The sequence below is a fragment of the Nocardioides sp. NPDC057767 genome (assembly GCF_042798275.1).
Classification (GTDB): Bacteria; Actinomycetota; Actinomycetes; order Propionibacteriales; family Nocardioidaceae; genus Nocardioides.
On the sequence record NZ_JBHVKJ010000054.1, the window covers coordinates 1 to 15030 of the forward strand.

At 71.4% G+C, this 15030-nt stretch carries 12 protein-coding genes; 4 read left to right on the forward strand and 8 right to left on the reverse strand.

Annotation, left to right across the window (positions count from 1 at the left end; all coding sequences use genetic code 11):
• The first annotated feature begins 92 nt into the window (after nt 1–92).
• Nucleotides 93–584, forward strand: a complete 492-nt coding sequence (locus ACFVDI_RS22925; protein WP_378910749.1) for a hypothetical protein — start codon at nt 93–95, stop codon at nt 582–584.
• Here the strand turns inward: ACFVDI_RS22925 and ACFVDI_RS22930 are convergent.
• The 3 genes from ACFVDI_RS22930 to gabT all read right to left on the reverse strand — a co-directional run bounded on the left by ACFVDI_RS22930 (nt 581) and on the right by gabT (nt 6994).
• A complete protein-coding gene (locus tag ACFVDI_RS22930; RefSeq protein ID WP_378910752.1) occupies nt 581–4033 on the reverse strand; it encodes an indolepyruvate ferredoxin oxidoreductase family protein in 3453 nt (1150 codons plus the stop codon). The genes ACFVDI_RS22925 and ACFVDI_RS22930 overlap by 4 nt on opposite strands.
• Before the next feature lie 166 nt (nt 4034–4199).
• Entirely contained in the window at nt 4200–5660 is a 1461-nt protein-coding gene (locus ACFVDI_RS22935) for an NAD-dependent succinate-semialdehyde dehydrogenase (RefSeq protein WP_378910754.1), read from the reverse strand.
• Complete coding sequence (gabT, locus tag ACFVDI_RS22940) at nt 5657–6994, reverse strand: 4-aminobutyrate--2-oxoglutarate transaminase (protein WP_378910758.1); 1338 nt, start codon at nt 6992–6994, stop codon at nt 5657–5659. The genes ACFVDI_RS22935 and gabT overlap by 4 nt, the downstream gene beginning before the upstream one ends.
• Nucleotides 6995–7065: 71 nt before the next feature.
• Here gabT and ACFVDI_RS22945 point away from each other — a divergent pair, with 71 nt between their 5' ends.
• On the forward strand, nt 7066–7956 hold the full coding sequence (locus ACFVDI_RS22945; RefSeq protein ID WP_378910877.1) for a LysR family transcriptional regulator: 891 nt from the start codon (nt 7066–7068) through the stop codon (nt 7954–7956).
• On the opposite strand, the gene ACFVDI_RS22950 is transcribed toward ACFVDI_RS22945, so the two are convergent.
• The 4 genes from ACFVDI_RS22950 to ACFVDI_RS22965 form a co-directional block, all read right to left on the reverse strand.
• A complete protein-coding gene (locus ACFVDI_RS22950; protein WP_378910760.1) occupies nt 7929–8522 on the reverse strand; it encodes an adenylate kinase in 594 nt (197 codons plus the stop codon). The two genes, ACFVDI_RS22945 and ACFVDI_RS22950, sit on opposite strands and share 28 nt — an antisense overlap.
• 85 nt (nt 8523–8607) lie before the next feature.
• Nucleotides 8608–9966, reverse strand: coding sequence for a flavin monoamine oxidase family protein (locus ACFVDI_RS22955; RefSeq protein WP_378910762.1), 1359 nt, complete (start codon nt 9964–9966; stop codon nt 8608–8610).
• A gap of 1 nt (nt 9967) precedes the next feature.
• A complete protein-coding gene (gene speB / locus ACFVDI_RS22960) occupies nt 9968–11014 on the reverse strand; it encodes an agmatinase (RefSeq protein WP_378910765.1) in 1047 nt (348 codons plus the stop codon).
• A gap of 55 nt (nt 11015–11069) precedes the next feature.
• A complete protein-coding gene (locus tag ACFVDI_RS22965) occupies nt 11070–12458 on the reverse strand; it encodes an APC family permease (RefSeq protein WP_378910768.1) in 1389 nt (462 codons plus the stop codon).
• Between the two features lie 146 nt (nt 12459–12604).
• Between ACFVDI_RS22965 and ACFVDI_RS22970 the strand changes: the two genes are divergently transcribed.
• Both ACFVDI_RS22970 and ACFVDI_RS22975 read left to right on the forward strand, forming a co-directional pair.
• Complete coding sequence (locus tag ACFVDI_RS22970; RefSeq protein ID WP_378910771.1) at nt 12605–13201, forward strand: TetR/AcrR family transcriptional regulator; 597 nt, start codon at nt 12605–12607, stop codon at nt 13199–13201.
• Nucleotides 13202–13316: 115 nt separating this feature from the next.
• Nucleotides 13317–14444, forward strand: coding sequence for an alpha-L-fucosidase (locus ACFVDI_RS22975; RefSeq protein ID WP_378910774.1), 1128 nt, complete (start codon nt 13317–13319; stop codon nt 14442–14444).
• On the opposite strand, the gene ACFVDI_RS22980 is transcribed toward ACFVDI_RS22975, so the two are convergent.
• Nucleotides 14445–14954 (reverse strand): MarR family winged helix-turn-helix transcriptional regulator, encoded by a 510-nt coding sequence (locus tag ACFVDI_RS22980; protein WP_378910779.1) that lies wholly within the window; start codon nt 14952–14954, stop codon nt 14445–14447.
• Nucleotides 14955–15030 lie beyond the last annotated feature (76 nt).

Below are 15030 nucleotides of genomic sequence, written 5' to 3' on the forward strand. Positions count from 1 at the left end.
GCCCCGGGGTGCGAACCGCATCCCGGGGCCCCGGCGTCCGCTAGGTTGCGTCCCAGTCACCCGGACAGCCGCCCGTCGATGAGGAGTCTCAGATGCCCACACCCGCCCTGCGTTCGGCTCAGATGCTGGCGCTCGCCTTCATGAGCATGATCGTGGTGTTGGGGGTGGTCGTCTACCTCAGCGTTCCCGACGACGACCTGACGCTGCCCTCGACGTACGTGATCGGCGGTCAGGTCGTGGCCGGTGTCGTCGTCGCCCTGATCCTCGCGACGATCGGGTTCCGGGTCGCCCCGATCACCCCGGGGAAGGACCCGGAGAAGGCGAAGGGCGAGGCGCTGCAGAAGCACCAGATGTCGGTGATCCTCCGGCTCGTGCTCAGCGAGCTGGTCGCGCTCGTCTCCCTCGCGCTCGCGTTCGTCCTCACCGAGGGCCAGGTGATGACGTACGTCATCGGCGGGGTCGTCTCGCTGGCGCTGATGGGTCTGTTCGCCTACCCCTCGGCCGGCAACGTCCGCCGGGTAGAGGCCAGCCTCGACAGCGCCGGAGCGCGGTCGAGGCTGGCAGATGCACTCGGCGTTCTCTAGACCGTCAGGTCGATCCCCTCGGCGGCGAGCGCCTCGCGGTAGGCCTCGACGTTGCGCATCTTCACGTTCTCGTAGCCGCGCACCATGTCCGGGAGCTCCGCGAGACGGACGGCCCGGGCGTAGGACTCCTCGGTGAGCTCAGCGGCGAGCGAGTCGACGAGCTCGGAGTAGTGCGCGAGAAGAGCGCGCTCGGCGCGGCGTACGTGGGCACGACCGAACGGGTCGAGGGCCGTGCCGCGCAGGAACTTCATGGTCGCCAGGAGGCGGAGCATGAAGTGGGAGCGCGGACCGAAGGTCATCTTGCGACCCTTCAGGAACGCTCCGAACACCGGCGGGGAGAGCTTGAAGCTGATCTTGCCCTGGACCTCGGCACGGACGCCGTCGAGGGCAGCCGGAGCGGTGAGCAGCCGGGCGACCTCGTACTCGTCCTTGTAGGCGGTGAGCTTGAACAGGTAGCGGGCGACCGCCTCGGAGAAGCGGGTCTCGTCGGTGACCGCGCGCTCGGCGTTCCAGATCCGGTCGACGACCTCGACGTAGTCGCGGGCGGTCTGCTGGTTCTGGAAGGCGACCAGCTTCGGGGCGCGGAACTCCGCGAGGCGGCGGACCTCACCGTCGAACTTGGCCTCGTCGAGGGCCGGGACGGCGATCTCCTCGACCGGCGCGGTGGCCGTGCCGGTGACCTTGGCGAACTCCTCCGGCGCGGCGACCGAGGCGCGGCCCCAGCGGAACGCGGCGACGTTGGCGCTGACCGCGACACCGTTGATGCCGATGGCCTCCTCGATCGCCTCGGCCGGGATCGGGAGCGCACCGGCCTGGTAGGCGGCACCGACCAGCAGGAAGTTGGCCGCGGCGGTGTTGCCGAAGAGGGTGTCGGCGGCGGAGAGCGCGTCGAAAGCACGCAGCGAGGAGGTCACCCCGTTGACCCGGGTGAGCAGCTCGTCGTCGGCCGGGTAGGCGATGTCCTTGTCGTAGACCATCGGGCCGGTCGGCGTCTTCGACGTCGACACGACCGCGCGGGTGCGCGCCGGGTCGCCGTAGGCGAGGTTCTTGCCCTCGGCGAGGGTGAGCAGGTCGAAACCGAGCAGCGCATCGGCCGAGCCCGGGGTGACCCGGTTGGAGGGATCGATCGCGCCCGGGCCGAACCGCAGGTGGCCGGTCACCGGACCCGCCTTCTGACTCATCCCGACCTGGTCGAGCGACTCCACGCCGAAGCCGGCGCGCAGCGCGGCGGTCGCCAGCACCTGGTTGACGGTGACGATGCCGGTGCCGCCGATGCCGGCCATGAAGACGCCGTAGGTGCGGTCGAGCTCGGCGTAGCCCGGGTCCGCGACCGTCGGCGGCTCGGGCGTCTTCTTCTTCGCGGTCTTGACCTTCGGGTCGGTCTCGACGGCCATGAACGAAGGGCACTCGCCCTCGACGCAGGTGTAGTCGGTGTTGCACGAGGTCTGGTCGATGCGGGTCTTGCGGCCCAGCTCGGTCTCGACCGGCTGGACGGAGAGGCAGTTGGACTTCACACCGCAGTCGCCGCAGCCCTCGCAGACGGCCTCGTTGATCACGATCCGGGTGTTGCGGGGCTCGAGCTTGCCGCGCTTGCGCTGGCGGCGCGCGTCGGCGGCGCAGTGCTGGTCGTAGATCAGGACGGTCACGCCCTCGATCTCACGGAGGTCTCGCTGGGCCTCGTCGAGGCGGTCGCGGTGCCACAGACGTACGCCTGCCGGGAAGTGGGCGCGACGGTAGCGCTTCGGCTCGTCGGCGACCACGATGATCGCCTTGACGCCCTCGTTCATCAGCTTGTGGGTCAGCTGGGCCATCTCGACCTCGCCCTGCCGCTTCTGGGCACCGGTCATCGCGACGACGTCGTTGTGGAGCAGCTTGTAGGTGATGTTGACGCCCGCCGCGACGCACGCCTGGATGGCGAGCTGCGCGGAGTGGAAGAAGGTGCCGTCACCGACGTTCTGGAAGGTGTGCGCGGCGTGGCTGTAGGGCGCCTGCCCGATCCACTGCGAGCCCTCGCCACCCATCTGGGTGATGCCGACGACCGCGCTGTCCTCGCGCTGCGAGGCGGTCACCAGGGTATGGCAGCCGATGCCGCCGCCGCCCAGGCTGCCTTCCGGGAGCGCGGTGGAGCGGTTGTGCGGGCAGCCGGAGCAGAAGTACGGCGTGCGCGAGGTCGACAGCAGCGGCAGGTCGATCCGGGCGGGCCCGGCTGCTTTGAGCTGGGCGTGGCCCTTCAGCGCACGGCGCAGCGGCGCGAGCAGCCGGCCGGCGGTCAGCTCGCCGTCGAGCGGCACCAGCGGGACACCGGCGCGGTCCTTCTTGCCGATGATGACGGGAGCAGAGGGCTCGCCGTAGAGGATCTCGCGGATGCCCTGCTCGATGAAGGAGGTCTTGTCCTCGACGACGAGGATCTCGTCGAGCCCCTCGGCGAAGGCCTCCACGATGGTCGGCTCGACCGGCCACATCATGCCCAGCCGCAGCACCCGGATGCCGGCGGCCATCAGGGCGTCGTGGTCGAGGCCGAGGTCCTTCAGGCCCTGGCGCATCGAGTCGTAGCAGGAGCCGGAGGCGACGATGCCGATCTTGGCGCCGGGCGCCTTGACCTCGATCCGGTTGAGGTGGTTCTCCGCGGCGTACGCTTTGACGACGTTCATCCGGGGGCCGTAGAGCTTCGCCTCGGCGCCCACGATCCGGTCGGGGAAGAGCTCGATCTTGGTCGGCTCGTAGGTGTAGGGGACGCCGTCCCACTGGGTCTTCGGCGTCACCGGGTCGAGGACGCCGATCTCCGGGTTGACCACCCAGGCGCCGTCGGCGACGTCGGCCACGATCTTGAGCGCGACGACACAGCCGGAGGCACGGGAGAGGGCGATGCCCTCCATCCCGTACTCGACGATCTCGGAGGCGTTGCGCGGGAACAGCACCGGGATGCCGAGGCTCGCCAGGGTCCGCTCGCTCACCGCAGGCACGGTCGAGGACTTGGCGGCCGGGTCGTCGCCGACCAGCATCAGCATGCCGCCGCTGGGGTGGGCTCCGTACATGTTGGCGTGACGCATCGCGTCCAGCGCCCGGTCGACGCCGGGACCCTTGCCGTACCAGACCCCGGTCACGCCGTCGTAGCGCTCGGTGTCGAGGGTGACCGCGGACTGCGAGCCCCACACGGCGGTGGCGGCGAGCTCCTCGTTGAGGCCGGGAACCACGGTGATGTCGGCGTCGGCCATCTCCTTCGGCAGCCCCAGCAGCAGCTGGTCGAGACCACCGAGCGGGCTGCCCGGGTAGCCGGAGATGAAGGTGCCGGTCCGCAGACCGCGGCGCTGGTCCAGGGCGCGCTGCTCGACGAGCATCCGCGCGATCGCCTGGATCCCGGTCAGCAGCACGGGGCCGGCCCCGACGCGGTAGCGGTCTGCCAGGTCGTAGGCCTCGAACGATGTCCCAGGCTCGAACACTGCGGTCATAGGGGTGACTCCTCAATCTGCCGGGCGGCACTGGTGGTCCGTCTGGAGTGTTTGCCGGGACCGCCGGGGTGAGGCTGTCCCGAGGAACCACCCGCAGGGTGTGCGGGTGGCCTGGGTCACATCATCGGGGATGGGGCCTACGTGATGCCAATCACCAGCGGCACCGTCACCAGGCGACGCTGAGGTACTGCGTCTCGAGATACTCCTCCAGACCCGCCCGCGCACCCTCGCGCCCGATGCCGCTCTGCTTCACGCCACCGAACGGCGCCGACGGGTCGGAGACGAGGCCGCGGTTGACTCCGACCATCCCGGCGTCGATCCGCTCGGCCACGTGCAGCGCCTCGCCCAGCTCGCCGTAGACGTACGCCGCCAGGCCGAACTCGGTGTCGTTGACCGCGGCCAGCAGCTCCTCGGTGTCGTTCCAGACCACGATCGGGGCCACCGGGCCGAAGATCTCCTCGCGCAGCAGCGGCGAGTCGGCCGGTACGCCGGTGAGGACCGTCGGCGCGTAGAAGTAGCCCTCCGAGGCGGGTACCTCGGCGCGGTGGGCGATCACGGCTCCCGCGGCCACGGCGGCGTCGACGAGACCGGTGACTCCTGCGTACGCCTTCGCGGAGATGAGTGGGCCGATGTCGCTGCCCTGCTCGGCCGGGCCGACCCGGAGCTTCTCGACCGCGGCACCGAGGCGGGCGGTGAACTCCTCGGCGACGTCGGCGTGGACGTAGAGCCGGTTGGCGGCGGTGCAGGCCTGTCCCCCGTTGCGGAACTTGGCGACCATGGCGCCCTCGACCGCCGCCTCGACGTCCGCGGAGGACGTCACCACGAACGGCGCGTTGCCGCCGAGCTCCATCGAGGTGTTCACGACGCGGTCGGCGGCCTGGCGGAGCAGGACGCGGCCGACGCCGGTCGAGCCGGTGAAGGAGATCTTGCGGACCCGCGGGTCGGCGAGCCAGGTGCTGACGATGCCGGCGGCGTCCTGGCCGGGGACGACGTTGACGACGCCGTCGGGCACACCCGCCTCGGCCATCAGCCGGGCGACCGCGAGCGCCGTCAGCGGCGTCTCGGAGGCGGGCTTGAGCACGACCGTGCAGCCTGCCGCGAGGGCGGGGGCGATCTTGCGGGTGGCCATCGCGGCCGGGAAGTTCCACGGCGTCACGAGCGCGGCCACGCCGACCGGCTTGTGGGTGACGATGGTGCGGGTGCCGCCGGCCGGCGAGGGACCGAAGTCGCCGTGCGGGCGGACGGCCTCCTCGGCGTACCAGCGGAAGAACTCGGCGGCGTAGCCGACCTCGCCGCGGGCGTCGGTGAGGGACTTGCCGTTCTCGAGCGCGATCAGAGCGGCGAGGTCGTCGGCGTCGCGCAGCATCAGGTCGCGGACGCGGCCGAGGAGGTCGCTGCGGGTGCGCGGCGGCAGCGCCGACCACGCGGGGAGAGCCGCGGCGGCCGCGTCGACGGCGGCGGTCGCGTCCTCGGTGGTGCCGTCGGCGACGTCCGCGACGTGCTCGCGGGTCGCCGGGTTCTCGACCGCGAAGACGCCGGCCGCGCCCGGGCGCCAGCGGCCGCCGACGAGGACGCCGCTGCCCGGCTCGAGGGCGGCGAGGTAGCCGGTCTCGGTGCTGATGGTCACTTGGTCTCCTCCAGTGCGGCGGTGAGTACGTCCAGGGCCTCGTCGAGCAGCTCGTCGGAGATGCTCAGCGGCGGCAGGAAGCGGATGACGTTGCCCCAGGTGCCGCAGGTCAGGGTGATGACGCCCTGGCGGTGGGCGTAGGCGGCGACCGCCTTGGCGACCGCGCCGTCGGGGTCGCCGGTCGCCGGGTCGACGAACTCGGCGGCGATCATCGCGCCCCGGCCGCGTACGTCACCGATGCGCGGGTCGTTCTCCTGCAGGTCGCGGAGTCGGCCCAGCAGGCGCGTCTCGATCTGGCGGGCCCGGGTGAGCAGGTCCTCGGCCTCGATGGTCTCGATCACGGCCAGCGCGGCGGCGCAGGCCAGCGGGTTGCCGCCGTAGGTGCCGCCCAGGCCACCGGGGTGGACGGCGTCCATGACGTCGGCGCGACCGGTCACCGCGGAGAGCGGCAGGCCGCCGGCGATGCCTTTGGCGCTGACCACGAGGTCGGGGACGACGCCGTCGTGCTCGACGGCGAACCAGGTGCCGGTGCGGCCGAAGCCGGACTGCACCTCGTCGGCCACGAAGATCACGTCGTTGGCGCGGCACCACTCCGCCAGCGCGGCGAGGAAGCCGGGCGCCGGGACGATGAAGCCGCCCTCGCCCTGGACCGGCTCGATCACGACGGCCGCGAGGTTCTCGGCGCCGACCTGGGTCTCGATCAGGGAGGTCGCCCGGGCTGCCGCGAGCTTGCCGTCGATCTCGTCGGCGTCGCGGAAGGGGTAGGACATCGGGGCACGGTAGACCTCGCCGGCGAACGGCCCGAAGCCGTGCTTGTAGGGCATGTTCTTCGCCGTCATCGCCATGGTGAGGTTGGTGCGCCCGTGGTAGGCGTGGTCGAAGACCACGACGGCGTCCTTGCCGGTGAACGAGCGGGCGATCTTGACCGCGTTCTCGACGGCCTCGGAGCCGGAGTTGAACAGCGCGGTGCGCTTCTCGTGGTCACCGGGGGTGAGCCGGGCGAGCTGCTCGGCGACGGCCACGTAGCCCTCGTAGGGCGTGACCATGAAGCAGGTGTGGGTGAACGCGGCCACCTGATCGGAGACCGCTTCGACCACGCGGGCGGCACTGGAGCCGACGGTGGTCACCGCGATGCCGGAGCCGAGGTCGATGAAGCGGTTGCCGTCGACGTCCTCGACGATCCCGCCGGCCGCACGGGCGGCGAAGACGGGCATGGTGGTGGCCACGCCCTGGCTCACGGCCGCGACCTTGCGGGCCATGAGCTCCTGGGAGCGCGGGCCGGGCAGGGGCGTACGCAGGAGGCGGGACTGTTCGAGGGTGGAGAGCTCGGTCATGGGTTCAGCATGAGGCTCGGCGACACATGTCGTCCAAGACCTTTTGACTACTAGAATCATGTCTCGTGAGCATGGATCTGCGCCTGCTGCGCTACTTCGTCGCTACGGCCGACGCGGGCTCCGCGACCCGCGCCGCCGAGGTGCTGCACGTGACCCAGCCGGTCCTGTCCCGACAGCTGCGCCAGCTCGAGGCCGGCCTGGGCGTGCCGCTGTTCGCCCGGGAGGGACGGCGGCTGCGGCTCACCCGCACGGCCGAGGACCTCCTCCCCCGCGCCCGCGACCTGCTGGCACACGCGGACGACCTCGAACGCGCCGTCGGGGTGCTCGCCTCCGGGAGGCTCGACGAGCTGCATCTCGCGGTGCCGTCCACCACGCTCACCGACGTGCTCGCCCCGTTCCTCGCGACCCTCGGACCCGAGGACCCGGTCGCGATGGTCCGCGAGCTCGACCCGCGCGGCGCGGCCGCCGCCGTCCGGGCCGGCGCCGACCTGGCGATCGTCACCCGGCCGCCGGGCCGGTCCCTGGCCTCCCACGCACTCGCCGTGCTGCCGGTGTGGGCCTACGTCCGGCCCGACGACGCGTGGGCGGGGCGGGGGTCCGTGGACGTACGCGACCTGGTGACCCGGCCACTCGTGCTGCTCACCGAGGACCTGCGGCCCCGGCCCCTGCTGGACGCAGCGGCCGAGGACGCCGCCGTCGGCTACGGCGACGTCCTCGAGGTGTCCAACGCCCAGGTCGCGCAGGCTCTCGCCGCCTCGGGCCGTGGGGTCGCGGTCGTCTCCGACGACCCGCGCTTCGGGCTCGTGCCGCTGCACATCGAGGCGCCGGCCGGGCGTGTCCGGATCAGGTTGTACGCGGCCTGGGACCCCCAGCACCATGCCGCCGAGGCCCTCGCCGCCCTGGCCGAGCGCCTCTCGGCCTTCTGCGTCGAGCGCTACGGCGCCGAGGTTGCCGTCCGCTGAGCGGCCGAGGTCAGCACGGTCAGGATCCGCTCGGTGACCTCGTGGACCGGACCGAGGCCGTCCACCCTCGCGAGCAGGTCACGCTCGGCGTAGTGGTCGGCGAGCGGGCCCGTCTCGGCGGCGTACACCTCGAGCCGCCGGCGGATGACCGACTCGGTGTCGTCGGCGCGACCCTGCTCCTGGGAGCGGGCGAGCAGCCGGCCGACCAGCTCGTCGGTGTCGGCCTCGAGGAGCACCACCGCGTCGAGCCCGACGCCGACGCGCTCCAGGATCGCGTCGAGCTGGGCCACCTGCTGCGGTGTGCGCGGGTAGCCGTCGAGGAGGAACCCGTCGGCGCAGTCACCGTCGGCGAGCCGGTCGGCGACCATGGCGTTGGTGATCTGGTCCGGCACGTACTCGCCCGCGTCCATGTAGGCCTGTGCCGCCACGCCCAACGCGGTCTGCTCGGCGACGTTGGCCCGGAAGATGTCGCCGGTCGAGATCGCCGGCACGGCGAAGCGCTCGGCGATGACGGCGGCCTGGGTGCCCTTGCCGGCACCGGGCGGTCCCATGAGGAGGAGGCGCATACGGGGGTGGACCTTTCTCGAGGTTGGCGCGCTCATCCCCACGATGAGCGCGCCCGATGTGACGCTAGGTCCCGCTTCGCTGCGATCACGTTGCAACCGTGAGGATCCTGCCCGCGATCTCGTCCCCGACACGTACGGCCCCGTCGACGTGCTGGAAGCCGTGACCGGCGACGTCGCTGCTGCCGAACTCGATCGGCCCGAGCGGTTCGCGCAGCACCGCGCCCCAGCGGGTGAGCCCGCCGAGGTCGAAGCTCGTCCCGTACGCACCGCCGGTCAGCTCCTGGTGCTGCCAGTCGCTCTCGACGTAGGTGAGCGGCCGCAGCGCGGCCTCCCCGAAGTAGGAGGCCAGCGACTCCAGCACCCGGCGACGCCGCTCGTCGTCGGAGAGTCGGCCGACCGTGTCGGCGCGCTCGTCGGAGACGAAGCCGACCAGCGTTCCTCGCGACTCGCCCTCGGGGGTGTTGTCGTAGACCTCGTGGACCAGCTGCCACGGCGCGAAGCCGGTGCCGCTGAGGCCGTCGGCGCGCCAGAAGGGCGTCGCGTACTGCGCCTGGACCTTGATGACCAGCCCGAAGGACTGGTGCTCGCGGGCGATCCGGTGCTCGGCGGGGAGCTCGGGGCTGAACCGGATCCGCCTGACCAGGGTCGGCGGGACCGCCAGGACGAGCCGGCGCGCGGCGTGGATCTCGGTGCCGACGTGGACGACGGCGCCGTCCTCGTCCCACTCGATGTGCGTGACGTCCTGACCGAGCCGGACCCGGTCCCCCAGCCGCTCGGCGAGGGCCAGCGGCACCCGTTGCAGGCCACCGACGACTCGGCGGTCGAGGATCACGTCGGCGTCGACCAGGTTGCTGAAGGAGCCCGCGCTGGCGGCCATCTGCACCGCCTGGAGCGCGGAGAACGAGTGCGCGGGCTTCGTCAGCATCGCCGGCCCGATGTAGAGGGCGATGTTGTCGATGGCGACCGGGTCGTCGCACTGCTGCTCGAGCCAGGTACGGAAGGAGACGCTGTCGAGGTGGTCGGCGTCGTCGAGCTCCCACGGCCGGGCCGGGTCCATCGCCGCGGCCAGCGCGTCGAGCGTCTTGGTCAGCTGCGCGATCGCGGCCGCGGTGGACTCCCCGACCGGGAGCTCGTCGCCGAAGCGGTGTGCGACACCGGTGCTGTCGACGTAGAGGGACTCCCCCTCGCGGAAGCGCGGGTAGGTCGGCAGCTCGAGCTCGTCGAGGATCCCGATCAGGGCGTCCTGGTCCGGCGAGACCCACTGGCCGCCGATCTCGAAGTCGGCCTCGGCGCCGGGTGCGCCGTGCGCCTCGGTGCGCAGCCGGCCGCCGACGCGGTCGCGCGCCTCCAGGACGAGCACGTCCTGGCCCGCCTGGGCCAGTCGCCAGGCCGCGGTCAGGCCGGTCACGCCGGCGCCGACCACGATCACGTCATGGGTGGTCATGTCAGTTCTCCTGAGTGTCGGTGGGTCGTCGGTCGGGGCGCTGGGCGAGCAGCGGGAGGCTCGGGTCCCAGCGGGTCCCGTCGGCCTGGTCGCGCTTGCGGCGGGCGATGCCCGAGAGCGCCTCGAGGACAACCCGGTTGGCGAGGAACGAGGTGATGTCGGCGTGGTCGTAGGGCGGCGAGACCTCGACCACGTCGATGCCGACCACGGGCAGCTCGTAGGCGATCCGGCGGACCGCGTCGAGCAGCTGGCGGGCGGTCAGTCCGCCCGGCTCCGGGGTGCCGGTGCCGGGAGCGTGGCCGGGGTCGCAGACGTCGATGTCGACCGAGAGGAAGACGCCGTCGCACTCGTCGGTGGCGATGGTGAAGGCCTCGGTGAGGCACTCCTCCAGACCGCGGTGCACGATCTCGGTCATCTCGTAGGAGCGCATGCCCTGATCGGCCATCCAGTCCAGCGTCTCGGGCTCGGGCCAGTAGCCGCGCAGCCCCATCTGCAGGAACCGGTCGCCGCGCAGGGCCCCGGACTCGATGAGCCGGCGCATCGGCTGGCCGTGGCCGATCAGCGAGCCGAACTCGATGTCCCCGGTGTCGGCGTGGGCGTCGAAGTGGATCATCGAGACGCGTCCCTGGCCGAGGTGCTGGGCGACGCCGGCTGCGTCGGGCCAGGCGATCGTGTGGTCGCCACCCAGCACCAGCGGGATGGCGCCGTTGCTCGTCACGGCGTGGACGGCCTCCTGCAGGTCGCGCACCGAGCGTTCGGCGTCGCCGGAGAACATCTCCACGTCACCCGCGTCCAGCACCCGGATGTCCTGCAGCGCGTCGACCCGCATCGCCAGCGAGGGCCGTGAGCCGTCGTGGGCCAGGTAGCACGTCTGCCGGATGAACTGCGGGCCGAACCGGGTGCCCGACCGGTGCGACGTACCTCCGTCGAAGGGGGCGCCGAGGATGACCACGTCGGCACCTTCGTACGTCGCGGGGTCGGCCCAGTCACACCGGTCGACACCCAGGAAGGTGATGTCGGGGCCGAACTGGGTTCCGTAGCGAGCCATGGCGTTCTTCTCTCTCGTTCGATTCGTCGGGTCGAGTCGGGTTCAGGGGATGTGCTCAGTCCTCGGTCGGGTCGACGACCAGGAACCGCTCGCCCGGTCTGCGGGCGAGGTAGACGTAGTAGTAAGCGAGGGCGGCGACGACGATGGCCACCGTGATCAGGATGTCGGTCCGCGCGGAGCCGGCCAGCGCGTAGCCGATCGCGCCGATCACGACCAGCGGCGGCAGCGGCCACAGCAGCATCCGCCAGCCCTCGGCGGCCGGCCCCTGACGGCGGGCGCGGAGCGCGGCGATCGCGACGACGACGTACATCGTGGAGATGACCACCGAGGTCACCCCGAGCAGCGCCTCGATCTCGACGGCGCCGGCCAGGATCGCGCCGGGGATGCCGATCACGAGGGTGGCAAGCCAGGGGGTGGCGTAGCGGGGGTGCAGCTTGGTGAGCACCGCGTTGACCGGCGAGGGCCAGGAGCGGTCGCGGGCGGAGGCGTAGACGACCCGGGCGTTCTGCAGCACCATCACGATGACGGCGTTGAGGATCGCGATGGCGATGGCGACGTTGACCGCGACGGCAACGCGCTCGCCGCCCCAGGCGGCGACCCACTGGGAGAAGTTGCCGGAGGCGAGGTCGCTGAGGTCGTCGACCGCCAGGACCGTGGTCACGGTCGGCACCAGGATGACCAGGCCACCCAGGCCGAGGGTCCAGAAGACCACGCGGGCGACGTTGCGACGCGGGTCGACGATCTCCTCGGACAGGTAGACGGTGGTGCCGAAGCCGCTGACCAGGAACGTGCTGACCGCGAGGCCGGAGATCAGGATCGCCAGGGTGAAGGGCTCCAGGCCGTTCTCGCCGATGACGTGCGGAGTCACCAGCTCGCCGGGGCCGCGCTGGACGTGGCCGAGGCCGAGGACGGTGACGACGACGGCGGCGACGATCTCGAGCGCGAGGAAGGTGCCGGTGACCACGGCGTTGGCCTTGATGTTGAGGATCGCGGTGGCGGTCGAGAGCAGCATCACGATCGCGCCGGTCGCGGCTCGCGGCAGCTCCACCAGGTCGGCCAGGTAGTCGGCGGTGCCGAGGGCGAAGATCGGCGGGATGAGCCAGAGCAGCACGCCTGCCAGGGAGAACGTCAGCCAGCCCATCGACTTGCCGAGCGTCTGGGTGACCATCGCGTACTCACCGCCGGAGCTGGCGGTGCGGGTGCCCAGCTCGGCGTAGCAGGCGGCGATCGCGACCGAGACCGCGAAGCCGGCCACGACGGCCAGCACCGCGCCGCTCCCCTGGGTCGCGAACAGCTCCGGGACGATGATGAACAGGCTCGAGGCGGGCGTGATGCACGAGAGCACCAGCAGAACCGCCGCACCGGGTCCGAGCACCCGCGCGAGCCGGCGCCGCTCGTGCGTCGGCGTCACCTCGTCCGGGCTCACCTGCATGGATTCGATCATCGCGGTTCTCCTTGGGGATGAGGGTACAGCGAGTTTTGAACGCCGTACAAAACTTTGAACGGCATTCAAAGTGACCCAGATAACCGCTAGAGTCAAGGGGTGGGACCGAAGATTTCACCCCGCGAGCACAAGGAGACACTGTCGAGGTGACGCGCACACGCTCCAACAGACGCCTGGAACGACCGCGCGAGCAGGTGCTCGCGACAACCCTCGAGATGGTGGCCGAGGAGGGGCTCGCGAAAGTGACGATGGCCTCGCTCGCGGCCCGGCTCGGCACCAGCGGCGGCCATCTCCTCTACTACTTCGGCACCCGCAACGGCCTGCTCCTGGAGACCCTGCGCTGGAGCGAGAACGAGTACGCGGCACAGCGGGCGCCCATCCTGGAGAAGGTCGAGGCGTCCAGGTCAGGAGGGGTCGAGGCGCTGCTGTCCTTCGTCGACGTCTACCTCGCCCTCGACGAGCGCGACCCGCGCTGGCTCCTCTGGCTCGAGCTGTGGGCACGGGCGCCGTACGACGCCGAGCTCGCCGCCGCGCAGCGCGCGATGGACGACGAGTGGCACGCCGACCTGGTCCGGCTCTTCGCCGCCGCTCTCCCGCAGGTGCCCGACCGCGAGGCTGTCTCCGAGCGGCTGCGGGCGATGTGGGACGGGTTCAGCATCGGCATCGTCACCGGCGGCGGCACGACGCTGCGCGAGCGCGCCCTCGATCACACCCGTGCCGCCGTCGCGGGACAGCTGGGATGACGGGCATGCCGATCGCCTCCTGGTTCCCCGAGGCGCAGCTGGGGATCTTCGTCCACTGGTTGGCGTCGCCGAGTCCTGGTCGTTCTACGACGGCCGGGTCCCCTACGCCGACTACATGGCCCAGATCGACCGCTTCACCGCCGCCGAGTTCGACGCCGACGCCTGGGCGGAGCTCTTCGAGCGGGCCGGGGCCACCTACGCCGTGCTCACCGCCAAGCACCACGACGGCATCGCCCTCTACGACACCCAGGTCAACGACCTGTCGGTGGTCAAGAGAGCGCCGGCCGGCCGCGACCTCGTCGCCGAGTTCGTCGAGGCCGTACGCCGCCGAGGGCTCAAGGTCGGCCTCTACTTCTCCCACCTCGACTGGACGCACCCGGACTATGCGACGGTGCGGCCGGCCGTGCAGCACCCCTCGGTCCAGGACAACCCCTACGCGGTCCCTCGCCGGGGCGAGGAGGAGCCCGAGCGCTGGGAGCGCTACCTCGAGTTCCACCGCGCCCAGATCCGCGAGCTGGTGACCCGCTTCGAGCCGGACCTGCTGTGGTTCGACGGCGAGTGGGAGCGCGACGAGCGGCAGTGGCGGATGCGGGAGCTGCGGGCAGAGCTGCGCGAGCTCGCGCCCGAGATGGTGGTCAACGGCCGGATGCTCGGTCACGGTGACTACGTGACGCCGGAGCAGGGCGTCCCGGTCGAGCCGCCCGACGGCCCGTGGGAGCTCTGCCTGACCATCAACGACTCCTGGGGCTGGCAGCCACAGGACGACAACCACAAGTCACCGCGCCAGATCGTGCGCACCTTCGTGGAGACGATCGGCGGTGGCGGCAACCTGCTCCTCGACGTCGGGCCGCGCGAGGACGGCACCATCACGCCCGAGCAGACCGAGCGCCTCGAGGCGCTCGGCGACTGGGTGTCGCGCCACCCCCCTGCCGTCCGAGGCATCCGCCGCGGCCTTCCGCACGGACACTTCTACGGCCCGACCGCGGTCTCCGACGACGGCCGCACCCTGTTCCTCTACGTCCTGGACCGCCCCAACGACTACGTCGCGGTCCGCGGCCTGCGCAACCAGGTCCTGAAGGCGTACGTCCTCGGGACCGGCGCCGAGCTCCGCCATCAACGCATCGGCGGGCTCCACGAGGTCCCCGGCTGGGAGTACGTCTTCACCACCGACGACGATCTCGACCCGCTGTGCACCGTGATCGCCCTCGAGCTCGACGGCGAGGTCTCGGTCCACCGGGACTGACTACGCCGAGGCCTGACCACCCGAGGGCTGGGGGTCGATGGGCGGGCGCCGGGTGCCGCTCGGGTCGAGCCGCTCGAGCATCGCGCCGGCGATCTCGGAGAGCTGGTCGACCTGCTCGGGAGTCAACGCGTCGAAGACGTACTCGCGGACCGCGTCCACGTGACCGGGGGCGGAGGCGACCATCTTCTCGTGGCCGGCCTCGGTGAGACGTACGTTGGTCGCGCGGCGATCACCAGGGCAGGCGTGGCGCTCGATGAGGCCGCGGTCGACCAGGCGCTTGACGACGTTGGACAGCCGAGGCAGCGTCGCGTTGGTGTAGCCGGCCAGCTCGGTCATCCGCAGGGTCTGCTCGGGCACCTCGGAGAGCATGGCCAGCACGCCGTAGTCGAAGTGGGTCAGGCCGGCATCGCGGCGCAGCTGGGAGTCGAGGGCGCCCGGGAGCAGCTCGAGCACGGCGATGAGGCGTATCCATGCCACCCGCTCCGCCGGCGACAGCCAGTTGCCCTCCACGCCCACGGAGTTTGCCGTAGAAAGTTGCCCGGAACAAACACCGGTCGCCTAGAGTTAGTTCAAGCAACAACTATTA

Bases quoted from the DNA above. Each gene is read 5' to 3' on its own strand.
- ACFVDI_RS22925 (WP_378910749.1), top strand. From the start codon at position 93: ATGCCCACACCCGCCCTGCGTTCGGCTCAGATGCTGGCGCTCGCCTTC.
- ACFVDI_RS22930 (WP_378910752.1), bottom strand. From the start codon at position 4,033: ATGACCGCAGTGTTCGAGCCTGGGACATCGTTCGAGGCCTACGACCTG.
- gabT (WP_378910758.1), bottom strand. From the start codon at position 6,994: ATGACCGAGCTCTCCACCCTCGAACAGTCCCGCCTCCTGCGTACGCCC.
- ACFVDI_RS22945 (WP_378910877.1), top strand. From the start codon at position 7,066: ATGGATCTGCGCCTGCTGCGCTACTTCGTCGCTACGGCCGACGCGGGC.
- ACFVDI_RS22950 (WP_378910760.1), bottom strand. From the start codon at position 8,522: ATGCGCCTCCTCCTCATGGGACCGCCCGGTGCCGGCAAGGGCACCCAG.
- ACFVDI_RS22955 (WP_378910762.1), bottom strand. From the start codon at position 9,966: ATGACCACCCATGACGTGATCGTGGTCGGCGCCGGCGTGACCGGCCTG.
- speB (WP_378910765.1), bottom strand. From the start codon at position 11,014: ATGGCTCGCTACGGAACCCAGTTCGGCCCCGACATCACCTTCCTGGGT.
- ACFVDI_RS22965 (WP_378910768.1), bottom strand. From the start codon at position 12,458: ATGATCGAATCCATGCAGGTGAGCCCGGACGAGGTGACGCCGACGCAC.
- ACFVDI_RS22975 (WP_378910774.1), top strand. From the start codon at position 13,317: ATGGCCCAGATCGACCGCTTCACCGCCGCCGAGTTCGACGCCGACGCC.